Here is a 17,952-nt window from a genome sequence, read left to right as displayed (position 1 = left end):
AGATATAGATTGATAATTTTGGTTAATACTGTTAGTTTAGTAATTAGATAATTATCTAATTACTACGGAGTGATCACCCATGAATGGTGTGTTTAAAGCGCTTGCTGATCCAACTAGGGTAAAGATTCTAGATTTGCTAAAGAAACAAAGCTTAACAGCAGGGGAAATTTATGAACATTTTTCTATGAAAAAACCGAGTATTTCGCATCATTTAAATATTTTGAGTGGGGCACAGTTGATTTACGCAGAGAAAAAGGGCCAATTTGTTCACTATCATATTAATCTTACTGCTATTCAAGATGTGATGCGTTGGGCAATGAAGTTTAAGCATGAAGGAGGAGAAGATGATGCGTAGAAGCAAGGGAATTTCACTATTTTTGATAGCGATCACTGTTCTTGTTAGTGTTGGTGCCTATGCTTTTTTACCGGATTCTATTGCGATTCAATTTTCGGGAAACAATGAACCGAGCAATGCCGCACCGAAGTACATAGGCTTGCTAATTGCGCCAGCGGTTATGATATTCTTTCATGTGACAAAAGAGATGAGAAGCCGAGGGGTGCATCGTGCGAATTTGCTTGATACTACGGTATTTTTTCTGCTCTCTCAAGGCGTGTTAGCATGCATTCAGTTGTTTACGATCGGTTATAATCTTGGGTTAAATCTAAATATTTCAGCGTATATAAATATTCTTTTAGGCATTGTACTGATTGTCATTGGTAATGTGTTGCATCGTGCGGTTAAAGGATTTGGTCAAGGCATTAGCAATCGTTGGACGCTGTCGAATCTAACCGTTTGGAAAAAAACACATCGCGTCAGTTCCTTTATTTTCATCGGAGCGGGCGTGTTGCCAATCGCGTTAAATGTTGTTAGACAACCGTATTTAACAAGCATATCAGCGTTCATTTTAGGTGCTAGCATTCTTCTTTGCTATGTGTCGTCTTACCTTTTTTATTTGAAATATCGAAATGTGTAGAGCACGGTGAGGGTATCGATTTATCTGGATTTAATCGTATTAGTGATTCCCCAGAACAGAAATCGATAGAGCAAAAACAGAAAAATCAAGCCTACAATAAGGCTGCCAAGTGAAAGAGTCTCAACGTCAATGAAAAAAGTATTCATGAAGATGAGCAGTAACGAAAGCAATTCCATAATGGAGTTGTAGAGACCGTTTTCTTTGTATAACTGTTTAGTTTTTTTAAAATTAAAAACATGCTTTAGTTGATCAGTATAAATTCCTTTAGCAGCAGCTACGGGTATAAGAACAGCAAAGGCTAAGAAAGAGGAGACGCCCAAAGTATTTGTTACTACACAGAAAGCAACGGTAACTAAAATTAACAGCATCGCATGATTCTCCTTTTAATTCGTTCGTATTAACAAAATCATATGATAAATTGTAAAAAATTTCAATTAAAATTTACGAAATTTTTAGAATGCATAACGGAGGGTACGGACTTGGAATTGAAGCTCTATCATGACTACTATAAAAACCATATACAAGATTATGAACTAAGTGAAGCGCAGCTAGCGTTCACCATGCATCCGAAAGCGTGTATTCCGTTATCAGAAGCAGATGGAGATCGTTCGTCCATTCTTGCTCTAGAGGACGATGAACTTGTAAGCTTTTTTGTATTACATCGCAATGACGGCGTGCAGCCTTACTCTGCCAATCGCCAGGCGATTTTGCTACGGGCCTTTTCAACAGATCATCGTGAGCAAGGAAAAGGTTATGCGAAAAGAGCATTGGCACAATTGCCACAATGGATCGCTACGCATTTTACGGAATGCAATGAGATTGTGTTAGCGGTCAATTTGGAAAATATCGCTGCGCAAGGGCTGTATAAAGCGTGTGGTTTTGTTGATACTGGCGGAAGAGTGATGGGCAGAAAAGGCGAGCAAATGATTATGAGTTATGCTCTTTAAAGAGCAGAAGCAGCCGTTTAAGAAGAAAGGGCTGCTTTTACTTTTTCAGCATAATTTGAATTTTTTACAACGTGTAATTGAAAATGGCGTAGGTTATTGCGAAGTTTAGTAGCATCTAATGGCTCAAGGTGATTGGCCATAAAAACCATTTCAAACGTATGATTGTGGCGATCGGTACCATAGAAGCCATTCGTTAGAACAAACGAGGTGGAGCCTCCTTTTTGCCCAGCATGCTTTAGCCATTGACGATTCTCCTCTTGTTCCATGAGGGATTCTAAAATTTCGTCTAAATGGTGCTGAACGGCAGGTTCAAAGTACGTTTTGCTGTTGATTTTTTCAAGAAGGGACATATAATCGGCGGCCGAGGCTGCTGGTAAGAAGTTGGACCAGATTTCTTGAACATCTTTATTGAGCAACGTTAAGGCTGGGAGTTTCTGCTTGGTTTTTATTTTTTCATTAATGGCAATCGCATCGTTTCGATAGTCTTCTTTGGACAGAGATTTCAAGAGAGCTAGCACTTCTTTTTCTTGTAACTGCTGTTCTTGTTGAATGACATTCGGAATGTATAAGCTTGCAACGAGCGGATACAGCTTGTCATGATGTGAGAGTTGTAGGTCATTGAGGTTTTTGTTAATGGAATCAAGTCCAAGTAAGTTGATTAGATAGTCAGTATTGGCGTTAGAGCTGAATTGGAGCATGCCTTTTGCTACGTCTTTTACTGTCACGTGCTCAGCTTTAATTTTATGTTGAGCGCGCATTGACGCTTCCCAGGCTGGATGAGCACCGCCGTCTGTGTTTTTTATGTAGAACGTATTCAGTGCCTCTAAGGATACTTCTGAGTCGGCTTGAATGATGCCAGCAGCGGCTTGTTTAGCATATTCAATGCCCACAATATATTTCACCATGCTCGCTAAGGGCAAAGGTTCGTTTTCATTGATAGCACATACGATCTGATGATCTTTTTTGATGAATAGTGCGCAGTTTTTCTTATGATGATGTTCTTTAACAAACGTTAAAACATAGTCGGGATCCTGTTTCTGTAACCACTTTCGCGCCAACCACATAAAGAGAAAAAAGCCTAGTAGGATGACAGCGATGATTCCAATTGCTATTTTTATAAGCATGGTAACTCCTTTCTTTTTCCAAAAATTACAACACCCACTCAGCATATCATATAAGGAGTGGGCTTTATACGTTTAGGGCATTGAATTTACGGTGTAGTCAATTAAAAGGGTCAACAGTGCTAACGCTAATGAACAGCTTGCTGAAAGAAAGGCAAGCTTACGAAAGCGAGAGTGTTTATTACGATAAAGAAAAGGAAGCAAGCCATTGAGCAGGATTCCAAGAGCCCACGCCCAGAGACCGTAACGTGAGTAGAGCGGCTGCCAATCGATGAGCCAAAACGTGAGAATGGTTAGTTGGAAGAAACCTAGAATGATGGTGAGTGTGTTGAGAATCATGAGTACAGCTCCTTTAGATGATAAACCTTTTTCCTATTAACGGTTAATGAAGTTAAATCTATAATAAAAGGTGATATTTGTCTATAGGGGGATCGGATGAAAACATTATTGAATAGTATAGGACCGATTGTGTTAATGATTGCCCTTCGTCATATGTTAAAAAGTACAGCACTAAACGAACAGCGTCTTCTGCTAGAGGCGAGTTTCCTCATTGGCAGTATGCTGCTTGTTTTTCTTTATAGTTGGCTTATGAAGGTGTTGCAACGAAAGCAATCAGATGAGCAGGAAGAAACTCAATTATCGTATATTTTACCTGTGTTTGGCGTATATGCAGCGTATAACGTGGTGTATGAATCGATGCCAATTGTCTACAATCCACTCGTAACCGAGCTCATTCGTTTTGGAGTGTGTTTGCTTGTCTATAGTTTTATTATGGTGTTCGTTAAAAACGCCAGGAACGATTTGAAGAGGAATAAGCCCGTTTTCTTCACTTTTTTTAATAGAGAAGCACTTTATGTAGGCGACGATGACAAGAAAAACGCATCTTAAATGATTATTTTTTATAAAAAAAGGTTTTTTATCCATTTCATACCTAAAAATTTGTTAAACTTAAAAAGTTAGTTCATCATTTACATATTGAAAAGGGGTAGGGAACGCAATGAAATGGTTTAAATTGATCGTCGCTATTATGCTAAGCGGCAGTTTGTTGTTAGGAGCGGTACAAACAGAAGCAGCTTCCAACACACAGCATGTTAAGCAAGTAAAGCAGCCTGCAAAGAAGTACAAATCAAGCTCTAAAATCCATCTAAAAGATAAGTATGTTTTAGAAAAAGGATATAGCAAAAAACGTCTGATTACATTAATGCGTCCAGAAGCTTTAAAAATAGTAAAAGCTTTAGATCAAACGTATACATCTGGAAGCACAAAGCGATATAATTCATACTTAGTTCAGCATGTGACGGGTGTAGAAAAAAGTTCCTTGGAAGAGGCGAAACAACTTTATAAAGAGAGCTATCTCGAGGATAAAAAAAGATTTGGCAAACGTGTTATGAAAGAATTGAAAAATGATCTTCAACGCGCGAAAATAAAAGATTTGAAATGGAATAGTACATATAAGCCTAAGGGCCTAAAGGACTATCTGTTAATTAGCTATAAGTATACGGTTAAGAAACGCTCTTTTGGAGTAGTTTTTGTTTTCGATAAGGTAAAAAGAAAGTCGGGTATACGTTTAGTAGATGCTAATATTTTTCCATTTGTGTATAAATCCTAAAAAACATGACGTAAAGAGGTTAACCCCTCTTTACGTCGTGTTTTTTTGTTTGTAATCTATCAAGTACCTTTGGCAGGCAAGATTTTATTAAGTATATAAATAGCATAAATTTAATCAATGAAGAACGCTTTTTATAGTATACGGTCATAAATTAGTAAGAGGTAGATCTGTTAAACATCGCTTTTAAAGGATATTTTTTCAAAAAACAGGACTTGTTCATCATTTTTACACTTCAATAATTTGTTAAAATTAAAAAGCTAGTTCATTATTTACATATTGAAAAGGGGTAGGGAACGAAATGAAATGGTTTAAATTAGTCGTCGCTATTATTCTAAGCAGCAGCTTGTTGTTAGGAGCGGTACAAACAGAAGCAGCTTCTAACACACACCATGCCAAGCAAGTAAAGCATAAGAAAGCGCATCATGCGAAGAAGCATCATAAGAAGAAAAAACATAAAAAGGCACATCATAAGAAAGAGCACAAAAAAACGCATCATAAGAAAAAACACCATAAAAAGAAAAAGCACAAACCAAGCTCCAAAATTCATTTAAAAGGCAAGTTTGTTTTAGATAAAGGCTATAGTAAAAAACGTCTGATCACATTAATGCGTCCAGAGGCGTTGAAGTTAGTGAAAGTATTAGGTGGAACGTACAAAAATGGAAGTGTAAAGCGTTTTAATTCTTATTTGGATCAGCATGTAACGGGTTTATATAAGGATGATTTGAAGGTTCAAAAAAAGATGTACAAGGATAAATATATTTCTGATAAAAAAAGATACGGCAAACGTGTTATGAACATACTAAAAGGCGATATAAAAAGAGTAAAAACAAAAGATATGAAAACGTATAGTGTATATTCTAATAAAGATTATTATTTTATAACGTATCAATATGATGTTAAATATCGCTCTATATCGGTTACCTTCGATTTTGCAAAGGTCTCGGGTAAGAAGGGTTACCGTTTAGTAAGTACTAGTGTTCATCCATTCGTATTCGCCATCTAATTAAAAACAAAAGCACGACGTAAAGAGGCTAGCCCCTCTTTACGTCGTGCTTTTTTGTTTGCGGTCGAGTCTGTAGCTTAATGTTGTCAATAAGCTTGCTAGTAGCGCTATGATTGCTCCAACGATGATGATGCTTTTTAGGCTAACGTTATGATAGAAAAGGCCGCCGACGGCTGAGCCAAGGGCGATGCCGACATTCGAGGCGACGGGTGCCAGGGAGGCGGCAAGGCCAGTTGCGTTTGGCTGGTACACGCGTGCTAAGTCGATTAAATAGAGCTGTGTGGACGTTGTTAATAAAATGGCCATGAGTGACATCAAGCCGATATTAATGAGTCCTAGAGTGAAAAAGTTCGTGCTATAAAAGAGCGATAACAGCACGACAGATTGAATTAAAAACACGAAGCGCAGTCTGCCGATTCCGTTATGACTCGCAATTTTGCCAGCTAAAATGTTACTTAAAATAGAGATAAAGCCATAGCCAAACAGAACAAGGCTAATGGAGTTTTCCGCTATTTGCATGCTTTTTAGGATAGGTACGAGATACGTATAAATAGCATACGTTGCGCCAAAGCCGAGAGCTGGTATGAAAAAGGCCATCAGCATGCGCGGGTGAATCAGCAAGGAAAATTGCTGAGCAATCGAGCCGCGTGCTTGTTTTGGCAAGGTAGGTAGTTGCCACAGCGCTGCAAGAAGCGCGCAACAGCCGAGAGCGGTCGTGACGATAAAAGTAGCATTCCAGCTATAGGCTTCCGCTACCGATGTGCCGATTGGAACGCCAATCACATTGGCAAGTGTAAAGCCGCCAAATACGCAGGAAATAGCGAAACCGCGCTTTGCTTGTGGAAACACCTCACTTGCGACGACCATGGCAAGTGAAATGAGTACGCCTGTTACGATCGCTGTGAGCATGCGTAAAATAAGAAATAAAAGATAATGGCTTGTGAATATACAGGCGGCATTTAAAGCGATAAAGACCATAATGAGTCCAAGCATCCATTGCCGCTTAGGAAAATGATTGGTAATGGCCATGACGATGGGTGTGCAAATTGCAAACGTAATGGCAAACGCCGATACGAGCGTTCCGGCTTTAGCGTTGGTAATCTGCAAATCGCTAGCTAGATCTGTTAAGATGCCGACGATGACAAATTCACTCGTTCCTAACACAAATGTAAGTAGCGAAAGGGTGCCGATGAGCAACCAGTGTTGTTTTGTTAAATTCATGGTGTGTCCCCTCTTTGTATACAATTCCACTATCATACCATAGGAGACGAATAATCCCAAAAGGAAAAAACAGGAGCGAGTATTAGCCTCTTTTGCTAGTTATTTTCGATCATTGTAAGATGGTACGACTTTTTTTGTAGTTGTTTCAATCATCTTTATGAGAAGTAAACGAGTGACAGTTAAATACTGGAATGCATTTATAGTAAAATATGTAATAATAGAAAAAGAGTAAAAAATAAACAATAAAAGGATGATGTAACGATCGTGAGAAGAAAAACTACAATAACTGCACTAATCCTACTATTCTTTCTTCTTTTTTGGGTCATCTATTCTCTATTTCAGCCGTCCGTTTTAGTAGGAACTTCTAAAAATGGCGAGTGGAACGTAACGTACACACCATCAGAAAACGTTCATTTTGCAGAAGAAGGTCTCTGGGATGGCTATTATCAATGGAAAAAGGATGAACGGCCTACTGTGAACGACTTAAAGTGGATGGAAAATAATAAAACGTTAGTAGAATGCAAGTCCACAGGAGAACCGATCGTATTATTCACAAAAAAAGTACGAGATCGCATTGAAGGCATACCTACAATGTCATTACCCCCTGAAGAGCAAGTACGCTATTCGACTAAAATTAGTTGGAGAGAAGATGAAAAGCAGCATAGTGAAGTGATTGTGCTAAAAAAACATAAACGGCTATTTGTGACGCCGCTGTTTATTAGAAAAATAGTAGATAGAATAAATGCGAACTAAGTTCAAAAAAGTGTCCCCAACTTCATTGGGTGGAGACACTTTTTTTGCTGTTTATTTCTTTTTAAAATCCCAAGAAGGAACTTTGTCTGTAGGATCCTTAGGAAGAGGCTGTGAATACATATACCGTAAAGGAAGTGTAATCGATCGAGTGACCGCGCGTTGATACTTCACAGTAAAAATAATCAAGAGGACGATGCCAATGAGTATGAAAAAGGTGTTAAGCCCAAACCAATAAAATAAACAGTAGAGAGAAAAGATTGGGAAAATAAGATAGGCTCTAATGACAAAGGTACCCGTATGATTTGTATAGATAAACCGGTTAATTGGTACTTTAACGACCACTTGAAGCACGCGCATAAACAAGATATAGAAAATTTGCAGAAAAGCTAAATAAACATGCTTGGTTGGATAAATGTGTGATTGTCCCCAATAAAGTGAGTGATCCAATGAATTAATGGCATAAGCTTCAGCCCAATCAGCACGCGCTTGTTTAAACCGAAACTTTTGAAAGGCTTTTTGGGCTTTTTTAAGATAGATGGCTGCTTCATATTTTGCATATTCCGGATTAGTAGGATCGGATTCGAAGGCCTGCTGCATAAGATTGAGTTTTGGGTATAGAAACAACGCATTCTCAGGTTGATTAAGGTATTCAATGACAAAGTGAACCAACTCTTCATCTTTTAATAACCCGTGAGCAATGGCTTCTTCCTTCCAGTAGTTGCCTTCACTCGTTTCGTTGAAGTGATAATGGTAAAGGAAGCGGGCAATATACCCATCAGGAAGGTGCGGATCGTTTTTTAAAATATTGGTAGCGAACGCTAGTGAGCGTGCTTGAGTATTTTCTTCAATGAGCTGATCTGCAAAGTTACGTAGTAATGGAATCAAGCAAAGAATCCCCTTTCTAAACTTAGTAGTTTACGAATGTGAATCTATTTAATGGCGATACTTGTAATTTTGTAATGTACCAGCTTAACCACCGCAGTCAATTTCTTTTTTAAATTCACGAGTGTAAACGTAGTCTTACTCCTGTTTGTTTTGCTATGCTTTTCTTTTAAAATAATCGCATCGCCGAGTGCTTTCCATGATGCGCTTTTTATTTTATTTTTTGTACGTAACGATTGAAGCGCAGGACTGTTAGCGTTTTCTTTAATCTGTTGAATAAAAGCAAGTACAACCATTTTGTTCGCATTTTCCATGGTGTATTGACTTGTTTCATTCGTTTGTTGAATCGATTTGGTGGTGGCTGGATCAACCTTTTCAGGTACGGGTTGTTTTTTGAAATAATGATGGTTTATTAGAATGCTACTCAGCACACTAACAAATAGTAAGATTGTTAAGTTTTTTGACCAGTTTCTTTGTTTCTGCTCCGCTTCTAATGGTTCCACAGGATCTATAGGAATGTCCGTAATCGTTTGCGGGACCTCGGCCTCTTCTTTCTCTTTGGAAAAAGTAGATTCCTCACCATACGCTTCATAGTCTTCAATCTCATCATAAAATGAATCACTTGGTGGGGAAATTCGCGCTCTTTCAGGCTTTACAGCGACAAGACGCATTTGCAGTTTTTCTGGTTCCTTTGGTTTTGTAGCAGTTCTTGATTGCAACTGCGTATAGTAGTCTTTTTGTGCAGCATACTGGTAGTTTAGAAAAAATAGCTGTAAATTTTTCAAAAATTTATTTGGTTTTTTAAGCTTGCTGTAAAAAGTTACGTATCGTTTAATTGTCCAAATCAAAAGCAAGAGATAAACAACGAGTAAATAACCACCAATAAAGTAGGAAGCCTTCCCGATGAGTGCATATAAAAGGCCCGCATCAATAAGGAATAGCAGCAAGAAAAGTAACGAGAAATGCGGTTTTTTTCTAAAATAATACACAGTAAGACGAAGTGGTACCGATAAGAAAAAGAACAGATAACTCATCTGTAGAAGACGTCGATACGTATAGTCGTTCATAATCGTTGTTTTTTTAAATAGTCTTTTGACCTCGGGGTCGCTTGGTGCAAGCGCTAAACTTTGCTCAGCATAGCTTCCATCTTCCTCATTCATATAATGTGTAGTGTGACGTGCGCTAAAGGCTTTCATATTAGGTAGGTACTCAACATTACTCGCAGCTGCTTTTTTCTCATAGATGAGTCCTTCGTGAATGTATCCTTGCTGCATTAAAAAGCGACTATAACGCCCGAGTAATTCAGCATCGTTCGGCTCTTCTCGTAAAGCAATGGCATAGGCTCGCAGCGTTTCGTTTTCAATTTCTTTCGTTTCTGCTCGATCTAAGAAAGCGAGCTGCTTATGAAAGAAACTTTCCTCTGGATCAACGCTTATTGCTTGATGAATGGCAAGGAGAAGCTGTTCTTCTGATGCTTTACACTGTTGTAAAATCGTAAGCACGATAATAAAAGAATGCTGATTAATCTTCGGTTGAGCAAGTGCTTGGTCTACAGCGGCAAGTGCCTTCTCTTTTTGGCTCAATTCATAAAAGTAAAAGGCCATAAGCGCGTAGCCTATGGCTTGCTCCGCGTCTTGTGATAGCATTTTTTTAGCATGCTTCTCAATAGATGTTAAAAGTAGGCTTCCAGCGTATTGTTCGATGATTGGAAATAAATGATTCAAGAAACTCCCCCCTTTCTACAGCAATTCTTCTAGTATGTAAGCATGGATATTTTGATATTCTTTATGAAAAACAACGCGTTGTTTCGCAAACGCAAACCATTGTAGGGTCGATGATTTCATGGCAATCATCGCTTCATACAGCGTTTCTTGGAACGAGAGTTTGTCACTTTTTTTGCTCCGTGCGGTCGTTATTATTTTGTGCAAATCGTCATTCGTAAAGCTAGCACTATATTGATTAAACAGGTCAAGGAATGGCTGATTTACCTCGCTATGCAACGCTGTATGAATCAATGTCTGGCGTTCTTTTGTATTTGGTGGTGGCATGAATACAAGCGGATGAAAAAAAGTGTGACTACGTAGTTCATAATCGAGATCCCACGGCCTCGTCGTAAAGCCAATTACATAAATGTGATCTTTTATTTCTAATGACTGCCACGCGGTTTGTAAATAATACAGCACCACTTGTTGATCATAAGAGCAATTCCCTTCTACCGGCAACAACTCATCTAGGTGATCTATGTATAAAATGCTTTGACTTTGCGCTTGTGCCTCCTGAAAGAACGTCATAATGATGTTCTTCGCTTCATCCATCTCGTTAAGCACTCTCGATATGTCTAGAGTGGCAAAGTATGATGATGTTTCAAGCGCAACGCGTCTGGCAAGTAACTCAGGTCTGCAACCATCAGGCCCATATAAGAGCGTTCCTTGCATCATTACGCTAACACCCATCGAATGGTGGTTATAACGCTGTGCGGTAAAATCATAAAAAAGCTCTCGTTTTACATATTCTTGTCCGTACGGCTCCTCTAGATGCTCTTCATATTCCACTAATCTGTCACCTCTCCCATAAAATGTAACAAGTAAAAGTATATCAAAAAATGAAAGCACAAAACGCACGGGACAGTAGGTAAAAGGTGCTATTTTTACAGAATTAATATTGGAAGAAAATATTTCGTCATGAAGTATGTAAAAATTTGCTATAATAGTAAGTACACTAACAAGGAAATTGGCTAACAGATGGAATGACAGTAAAAGGGGAGCTGCTCATGTCTGATTTAAATGATAACCAGTTAATGCGGAAGGATGAAAGTCAACAAAAGTTTAAGACAGTAAGAAAAGAAGGAGAGCCTACTGCAGCGTTTAAAGGCGCGAGCTGGGCTACACTAGTCATCGGCATGGCAGCCTATTTAATCGGTTTGTTTAATGCTGACATGGAGTTAAATGAAAAAGGGTACTATTTTGCCGTCTTAATCTTCGGATTGTATGCAGCGGTTTCTTTACAAAAAGCAGTTCGTGATAAGGAAGAGGATATTCCTGTCTCAAGCATTTATTATGGCATTAGTTGGTTTGCTGTCATTATAGCGGTCGCATTGATGGCCATTGGCCTGTATAACGCAGATGGGCTTGCATTAAGCGAAAAAGGATTTTATAGTATGGCGTTTGTACTCAGTCTCTTTTCAGCCATTACCATTCAGAAGAACATTCGTGATACGCAAGTGGCTAAAGAAAAAGAATAAAAGGAAAGAGCGTTCATCCTTATGGGAGGGGGAACGCTCTTTTTAGTGGTGTTGATATCTTAGTGCAACTTTAATGTCGTAGTCAGAAATCATTATTCATGTATTGCTCTAAAATTATAATCTCTTTTTAAAGCCGTGCTTTACTAGCCTATCAACCCTAGCTAGAGCACGTGTATACTTTATAGAAGTAAGTATAATCCTTTAAATCTCTTTAGGGATATCTTAAGGTTTTATATACAGTTTCTCCCATTCGCTCCGTAAAATCCCCATTTTAATGGCATCAAAGCGCTGTCCATCCACTATGCGTGCTTGCCGAATGCAGGCTTCTTCTTTCATGCCGAGTTTCCGTGCTACTTCTATCATACGTTTGTTGCCAGACCAGGTTGACATACCGAGGCGTGGAAGACTCGTATGCCGAAAAAGAAAATCAATCCATAAGGAATAAGCTTCCGTGCCGTACCCACCATTCCAATAATGGGGATCATAAATGACAATCCCTGTTTCAAGCCAATCGGTACCACGATCGATCCAATGGGATTCCACAATGCCAATACAATACTCATTGTCTTTAATGAGCAACGAGGATGGTACGTGATCTGCAATAGAGGAGCGATCCTGCCACTCTTTCACAAATTCGGCGTACGTTAGATATGGCTCTTTAATGTATGGTCCGTTCCATTTTTTTGCTTCTTGCAGCGGTTCTTCGTACTTCCAATAATAAAGCTGTTGCAGGTCTTCTTCTGATGCTTCGGTTAACGTTACTTTTTGGTTAGAAAGAATTATCATAATTTCTCCTTTTTACGAAGAAGACCGGCATAGAAGCCGCCGGTTTTCTAAAAAGTTTATTTGCTATTTGCTTGAAGTGTAGGTGCGGATGGTTGCTCATCCATGAGCGAGGATGACGAGGATTCGCTCATTCGCCAATAGGTGACTAAGCTAATGGCAATGCATAGTGCGACATAAAAATAAAAGTAGGATTCATGGCCAATGCTCTTCAGCCAAAGAGCGATAAATTCGGCTGTTCCACCGAATATAGCAACGGTCAGGCCATAGGGAAAACCAACACCTAGTGCACGAATTTCGGTTGGAAATAGCTCGGCCTTTACGATGGCATTAATGGATGTATAGCCGGTGACAATGACTAACCCAACAAACATAAGCAAAAAGGCACCGAGCGGGCTTTGTACTTGTGCCATGAGTAGAAAGAGAGGCACCGTTAGTAACGTTCCAGCCATTCCAAAGGTTAAGAGAAGAGGGCGACGACCGATTCGATCAGACAATGCGCCTGCAAGCGGCTGCAGCACGATAAACAGCAAGAGCGCAAAAAAGTTAATCCAGCTAACATCGACCTTTGGTAATCCAGCAGTATTCACCATGAATTTTTGCAAATACGTAGTGTACGTATAAAAGGCGACCGTTCCACCAAGCGTTAAACCAACGACCGTTCCTACGGCTTTCGGATGTTTCATAAGTGCCGTAAGCGTTCCGGCACCTGTACTCGGTTTGTTTTTACTTTCTTTAAATTGCTCCGATTCATCCATTGTGCGGCGCAGCCAAAGAACAGCGAGAGCACCTAGTGCACCAATGACAAAGGGAATGCGCCAACCGTACGTTACCATAGCGGATTCAGAAAGGATTTGTTGCAGAACAATTTGAACAGCAAGAGCAACAAGCTGACCCGCCACGAGCGTCACGTACTGAAAGCTAGAATAATAGCCGCGCCGACCGGAAGTGGCCATTTCGGATAAATACGTGGCGGACGTGCCGTACTCGCCACCAAGTGAAAGTCCTTGCAGCAAGCGAGCAAGCACTAAGATAATTGGCGCAAAAATACCAATCGTTTCGTATCCTGGTGTGACGGCAATAATGAGTGAGCCGCCAGCCATAATCGTAATCGATAGTGTGAGAGCGGCGCGCCGCCCGTGGCGATCGGCATAGCGACCCATAAGTAGACTACCAATCGGGCGCATAAGAAAACCGACGGCAAAAATCGCTGCCGTATTGAGTAGCTGACTCGTCGGATCGCCTTTTGGGAAAAAGTTCGTTGAAAAGTAGACAGCAAACGCTGAATACACATACCAGTCGTACCATTCAATTAAATTCCCGACTGAACCTTTGAAAATGTTAGACGTTACTTTATTCATAGAGTGGTCTCCTTTACCTGTATTAGAAAGCGCTTACTTAAAGGGTAAAGGATGTAACGCTTTCACGCAATAAATAAAAAGGCGTTTTATGTCAGGAGCCAGCTTTTACTTTGATACAGGAACCCCTTTGTATGCCGTTGTATAGATGCTTTCAATTGCTTCCACTGTTAATGGAACCGGGCTACGAGCAAGCAAGCGTGTCTGCTTGGCTCCTTGTTGCGTTAATGAGGCGATCGCATCTTCTGGAATGTGAAAATCTTGTAGTGTAGCGGGAATATGCACTTCTTTAATGAGTTCATGCAGTCGGTCGACAAACCGCCGTGAAGCTTCCTCGGCAGATAGATCCTCCACTTTTTCGTTCATCGCTTTATATAAGTGCTTCATCTTCTCCATGCAATGAGGGCGCAAATAATCCATCACATACGGTAGGAGCACGGCATTCGATTCACCATGAGCGAGGTGGAATTGTCCGCCTAACGGATAAGCAAGGGCGTGGACACCGGCAACACCTGCATGGAAAAAAGCAAGACCTGCTAAGTAGCTGCCGTGACTTAAGTCGTTGCGTGCTTGCGCATCTTCGCCATTGTCGACCGCGCGCTTTAACGCAGCTGATAGGAGCGAAACTGCATGCAAACTAAATGCGTCGGTTACAGGAGAAGCATTTACAGATAAATAAGCTTCTATGGCATGCGTTAAGGCATCCATGCCGGTTGCAGCGGTTACGTTTGCAGGTACAGTGTACGTAACGTGAGGATCAATAATGGCTACGTCGGCTAGAAGGAGGTCGTGAGCCACAACATCTTTTGTCGTAGCAAGTGATAGAACAGCAATATTCGTTACTTCTGAGCCTGTCCCTGCTGTCGTAGGAATTAGAATTTTTGGCAACCCTTTATGAACAACGGTTTTTGTGCCTGTAAGATGTAAATAATCACTGACGCAACCATCATTAGCAGAAAGTACAGCAATAAGTTTTGCTAAATCAAGCGCACTGCCGCCACCAAAGCCAATGATTAAATCAAAAGCCTGTTGTTTTGCAAAAGTAAGCAGTCGTTCTGCCGTATCGACGCTAGGCTCAGGCGTAATGTCATCGTAAGTAGTGATGGAGAAGCCTCCCTGTTCAAGCGGCTGCTGTATAGAACGGACTATTCCGAGCTTAACGAGCGTTGGATCGGTAATCAGTAAGATCTGTTGTCCATTCCATTTCTGTACTTCTTGGACCAATTGGTCGAGCGCCTGCGCTCCAATAATCGTTTTAGTAGGAAACATGAGGTTCATTCTGTAACAGTCCCTTCGTTTCATTGATAGAAGGCACCTTCGCTTTCAATGAAAGTGCCTTCTTTTACTATAAAAGTTGAAGCTGATAGCCTGTCTGATCGTATAAAGCTTCACGAACCGTATCCACTTCTTTCGGAGCAGGAGATGTTTCTAGCTTCACTCCAACGGTTTTTCGATCAATATGAATCGATGGATTCTTCTTCAGCTGCCACGTGTTTGGCAGAAGCGTTAACGTACGTTGGATCACTTCATTTTGCTTTGGTTGCTGTGCAAAGGTTACCGGAAAACCAATGCGATAAGAAAGCTCTTCTAAGTCCGCATGATGGCGTTCGGCAATTTCAGGTGTTATAAAATGTACTTCTAGTGTGCGCTCTTTGCCTTGTTGACGAAGACTTGTTTTGTAAATCGTTAATTGCCGGTCATGCGCCCAGCGCTTAGCTTCTTCCATCGCTTGATTGTTTTCAAGCGGCGAGGTGTTGCTTGCGATGGAATAGAGTGGCTGCTGTGATGCAGTTGACGGGGCTTTGTCGTCTTTAAATTGAACGGTAAAGCCTGTTCGTTTCGTAAAGGATGCTAGTGCTTGTTCTGCTTGAGGCGGTTGTTCTACATTCACAACTACGGTATGCGTAGCAAGATGAATAGACAAAGAGCCTACTGATTCACCAAGCGCCTCTCCTAAAAGTGGAGTGAGTCGATCTTGACGAATGGAATCAGATAGGACCGTACGCCACCCTGTCTGGCTTACTACTAAGCCTGTTAGATCGCTTCGTTCTTGTGCTGTAAAGCGATTTGGAAAATCAAAGTAAAGGGTCAGTTGCTCATTAGCCGTATGCATAAAGTCAACACCGCATTTTAAGAATCCTTCGATTTCCTGGAACTGTGTACGCACCCACTCCATTGCTTTAGTAGCATTCATTTGTAATCCTTGTACAGGAAGCTTGAGCTCTTGCATACCGCTAATAAACTTTTCATCCATTGTGTAATAGGAATGACTATAGGTTGTTAGTTGTAACGCGAGAGCGACCGCAACTTGCTGCTCTAATCTAGTAACCTGTAACGCTTGATAGATGTCCGTCAGTGTCGCGCGCCCGGGAGTTAATCGTGTCCAATCAATCGCTTGAAGCATAGGACGAGCGAAGGTAAGAACAGGCTCTACCTCTTGGACGAGTCGACTCATCGTATCGTTATACGGTGCAATGGCACAGGCTACATCATGTGGTTGAAGCTTAAGCGGTTTACCTTTTAGCGTTTGACAAAAGAGTAGCTGACCTTTCGGGTGTATACTCGTACAGAGTGCAAGCTTATACAGATCATCTTCATCTTGTCGATACAACAAAAGCTGTCCAATATAACTTCGCGCGTGTTCTATCATAGGATCAAGGCTATAGCGCTTCCCTTTTATTCCTTTACCCGAAGTTCGCTTTTCAAACTCATACGTTTCACCATTTTCAACGAGAATAGGTGAATAGCGCTCGTGAAGGCGTTCCGCTAGCTGCATGCGCGCAGTATCATCACCATGGACGAGCAAGGTATGCGTAGGTGCTAATGCCTCTATAAACACATTCATTTCATGGGCATCAGCATGTCCAGATAGTCCGTATTTGGTAACGGAGCATTGCACTGGATATTCCCGTCCGTTTAACTCAATATGTTGCTCAATGCCGTCAGCAAGGTTTAGTAACTTGCGTCCAGGGCTCTCTTCATCTTGATAGCCTGTAATAAAGATGGCGTTTTTTTCATTAGAAAGTAGACGTTCAGCATACCAAGCACTTGCGCCGCCTGTTAACATTCCAGATGAGGCTACGATACAGGCAGGCTTACCATTAAGTACATCTTCTCGTTCATCACGTGACACAGCACGACAGCGCTCGGTTAAAAAAGCATCGCCGTTTTTCATGATGCGATGAGCGACAGGTCCTTTTAAATAGTGAGGATAATCGCGATAGATGCGACTAATTGGCGTCACGAGACCGTCCACATATATCGGAAATTGCGGAATGAGTCCACGTTCCATATAGTCTTGTAAAATTAAAAGTACCTCTTGCGCACGACCGAGTGCAAAGGCGGGAATTAACGCAAATCCACCGCCAGCTATAGTAGCGGCGACATGTTCAGCTAAGCGTTTTTCTTCGCTATTGCGATCGCTATGCGCACGGTTGCCGTATGTTGATTCCATAATAACAACGTCTGGTTCAATGTGTTTTGGGACGACGGCACCGGGAATCGTTCGGCCTGCTTTAAAGCTTAAATCACCTGTCACAAAAAGCTTCTCGCCGTCTCCTTCGATTAAAAACATAACGGCCCCTAAGATGTGACCAGCTCGGTAGCTAGTAATTTTAACATGACCAATATGTAGTGTCTGATTGGCGGGAAACGGTAAGAAAGCTTGTAGGACAGCAGCTACTTGCTCCTTTGTATAAGGTGGTAAAGTATGCGTCTGTTCAGAGCGCATTGACATGATTTTAAAAGAATCTTTCATCATAACGGTCGTTAGCTCAATCGTTGGTGGTGTGGCATACATCGGAACGTGTGGAAACATCGCATGCAGGACAGGTAATGCGCCAATATGATCGGCATGCGCATGCGTAACAAGTATGACATCAGGTACACCAAGCTCCTCAATTAAGCCAAGCGATGGCAATAGTTGATCGCCATGCATACGCATGCCAGCATCAATGACTATAACTTGATCAGCCAATTGTATATGAAGGCAAGATGCGCCAATTTCATTACCGCCACCTAACACAGTTATCTTCATAAATTCACCTTCACTTTATTTTTC

The 17,952-nt window shown here is 40.9% G+C and carries 19 protein-coding genes; 8 read left to right on the top strand and 11 right to left on the bottom strand.

Going from position 1 to position 17,952, the window contains the following annotated elements; translation table 11 throughout:
• The first annotated feature begins 79 nt into the window (after positions 1-79).
• Together A374_RS07155 and A374_RS07150 are read left to right on the top strand one after the other, a co-directional pair.
• Complete coding sequence (locus A374_RS07155) at positions 80-355, top strand: autorepressor SdpR family transcription factor (RefSeq protein ID WP_007201534.1); 276 nt, start codon at positions 80-82, stop codon at positions 353-355.
• Positions 345-974, top strand: coding sequence for a DUF1648 domain-containing protein (locus tag A374_RS07150; protein ID WP_162098289.1), 630 nt, complete (start codon positions 345-347; stop codon positions 972-974). Before A374_RS07155 ends, A374_RS07150 begins: the two co-directional genes overlap by 11 nt.
• 20 nt (positions 975-994) lie before the next feature.
• Here A374_RS07150 and A374_RS07145 read toward each other — a convergent pair whose 3' ends face one another.
• Positions 995-1,342, bottom strand: a complete 348-nt coding sequence (locus A374_RS07145; protein WP_007201532.1) for a hypothetical protein — start codon at positions 1,340-1,342, stop codon at positions 995-997.
• Positions 1,343-1,453: 111 nt separating this feature from the next.
• Here A374_RS07145 and A374_RS07140 point away from each other — a divergent pair, with 111 nt between their 5' ends.
• Entirely contained in the window at positions 1,454-1,921 is a 468-nt protein-coding gene (locus tag A374_RS07140; protein ID WP_007201531.1) for a GNAT family N-acetyltransferase, read from the top strand.
• Between the two features lie 17 nt (positions 1,922-1,938).
• On the opposite strand, the gene A374_RS07135 is transcribed toward A374_RS07140, so the two are convergent.
• Positions 1,939-3,045, bottom strand: a complete 1,107-nt coding sequence (locus tag A374_RS07135; RefSeq protein WP_007201530.1) for a serine hydrolase — start codon at positions 3,043-3,045, stop codon at positions 1,939-1,941.
• A 72-nt stretch (positions 3,046-3,117) separates the two neighbouring features.
• Complete coding sequence (locus tag A374_RS07130; protein ID WP_007201529.1) at positions 3,118-3,381, bottom strand: hypothetical protein; 264 nt, start codon at positions 3,379-3,381, stop codon at positions 3,118-3,120.
• A 96-nt stretch (positions 3,382-3,477) separates the two neighbouring features.
• Between A374_RS07130 and A374_RS07125 the strand changes: the two genes are divergently transcribed.
• The 3 genes from A374_RS07125 (at position 3,478) to A374_RS07115 (ending at position 5,654) form a co-directional block, all read left to right on the top strand.
• Positions 3,478-3,930 (top strand): hypothetical protein, encoded by a 453-nt coding sequence (locus A374_RS07125; protein ID WP_007201528.1) that lies wholly within the window; start codon positions 3,478-3,480, stop codon positions 3,928-3,930.
• A gap of 109 nt (positions 3,931-4,039) precedes the next feature.
• A complete protein-coding gene (locus A374_RS07120; RefSeq protein WP_007201527.1) occupies positions 4,040-4,651 on the top strand; it encodes a hypothetical protein in 612 nt (203 codons plus the stop codon).
• A gap of 298 nt (positions 4,652-4,949) precedes the next feature.
• Positions 4,950-5,654, top strand: a complete 705-nt coding sequence (locus A374_RS07115; RefSeq protein ID WP_007201526.1) for a hypothetical protein — start codon at positions 4,950-4,952, stop codon at positions 5,652-5,654.
• A 39-nt stretch (positions 5,655-5,693) separates the two neighbouring features.
• Here A374_RS07115 and A374_RS07110 read toward each other — a convergent pair whose 3' ends face one another.
• The gene (locus tag A374_RS07110) at positions 5,694-6,875 is read right to left on the bottom strand and encodes an MFS transporter (RefSeq protein WP_007201525.1); all 1,182 of its coding nucleotides are present in this window, start codon (positions 6,873-6,875) and stop codon (positions 5,694-5,696) included.
• 264 nt (positions 6,876-7,139) lie between these two features.
• On the opposite strand from A374_RS07110, the gene A374_RS07105 reads away from it, so the two are divergent.
• Positions 7,140-7,628 carry a ubiquitin family protein gene (locus A374_RS07105; RefSeq protein WP_007201524.1) on the top strand — a complete coding sequence of 163 codons (489 nt, stop codon included), beginning with the start codon at positions 7,140-7,142 and terminating at the stop codon, positions 7,626-7,628.
• A gap of 51 nt (positions 7,629-7,679) precedes the next feature.
• Here the strand turns inward: A374_RS07105 and A374_RS07100 are convergent, their stop codons facing one another.
• Genes A374_RS07100 through A374_RS07090 form a run of 3 tightly spaced genes read right to left on the bottom strand, consistent with a single transcriptional unit; the run spans position 7,680 to position 11,062 of the window.
• Complete coding sequence (locus tag A374_RS07100; RefSeq protein ID WP_007201523.1) at positions 7,680-8,513, bottom strand: hypothetical protein; 834 nt, start codon at positions 8,511-8,513, stop codon at positions 7,680-7,682.
• 44 nt (positions 8,514-8,557) lie between these two features.
• Positions 8,558-10,234, bottom strand: a complete 1,677-nt coding sequence (locus tag A374_RS07095; protein WP_007201522.1) for a tetratricopeptide repeat protein — start codon at positions 10,232-10,234, stop codon at positions 8,558-8,560.
• Between the two features lie 15 nt (positions 10,235-10,249).
• Positions 10,250-11,062: an AAA family ATPase gene (locus A374_RS07090; RefSeq protein ID WP_007201521.1), complete on the bottom strand. Its 813-nt coding sequence runs from the start codon at positions 11,060-11,062 to the stop codon at positions 10,250-10,252.
• 218 nt (positions 11,063-11,280) lie between these two features.
• Here A374_RS07090 and yiaA point away from each other — a divergent pair, with 218 nt between their 5' ends.
• Positions 11,281-11,751, top strand: coding sequence for an inner membrane protein YiaA (gene yiaA / locus A374_RS07085; protein ID WP_007201520.1), 471 nt, complete (start codon positions 11,281-11,283; stop codon positions 11,749-11,751).
• A 222-nt stretch (positions 11,752-11,973) separates the two neighbouring features.
• Here yiaA and A374_RS07080 read toward each other — a convergent pair whose 3' ends face one another.
• From A374_RS07080 to A374_RS07065, 4 genes are all read right to left on the bottom strand, one after another.
• Positions 11,974-12,537 carry a GNAT family N-acetyltransferase gene (locus tag A374_RS07080; protein WP_007201519.1) on the bottom strand — a complete coding sequence of 188 codons (564 nt, stop codon included), beginning with the start codon at positions 12,535-12,537 and terminating at the stop codon, positions 11,974-11,976.
• Between the two features lie 56 nt (positions 12,538-12,593).
• A complete protein-coding gene (locus A374_RS07075; RefSeq protein ID WP_007201518.1) occupies positions 12,594-13,895 on the bottom strand; it encodes an MFS transporter in 1,302 nt (433 codons plus the stop codon).
• A 105-nt stretch (positions 13,896-14,000) separates the two neighbouring features.
• The gene (locus A374_RS07070; protein ID WP_007201517.1) at positions 14,001-15,170 is read right to left on the bottom strand and encodes an iron-containing alcohol dehydrogenase; all 1,170 of its coding nucleotides are present in this window, start codon (positions 15,168-15,170) and stop codon (positions 14,001-14,003) included.
• 67 nt (positions 15,171-15,237) lie between these two features.
• On the bottom strand, positions 15,238-17,928 hold the full coding sequence (locus tag A374_RS07065; RefSeq protein ID WP_007201516.1) for an MBL fold metallo-hydrolase: 2,691 nt from the start codon (positions 17,926-17,928) through the stop codon (positions 15,238-15,240).
• Positions 17,929-17,952: the final 24 nt, after the last annotated feature.

The sequence above is a fragment of the Fictibacillus macauensis ZFHKF-1 genome (assembly GCF_000269865.1).
Taxonomy (GTDB): Bacteria; Bacillota; Bacilli; order Bacillales; family Fictibacillaceae; genus Fictibacillus_C; species Fictibacillus_C macauensis.
Note: the sequence above shows the minus strand (reverse complement) of the source record. Positions and strands in the feature narration are given on the sequence as shown.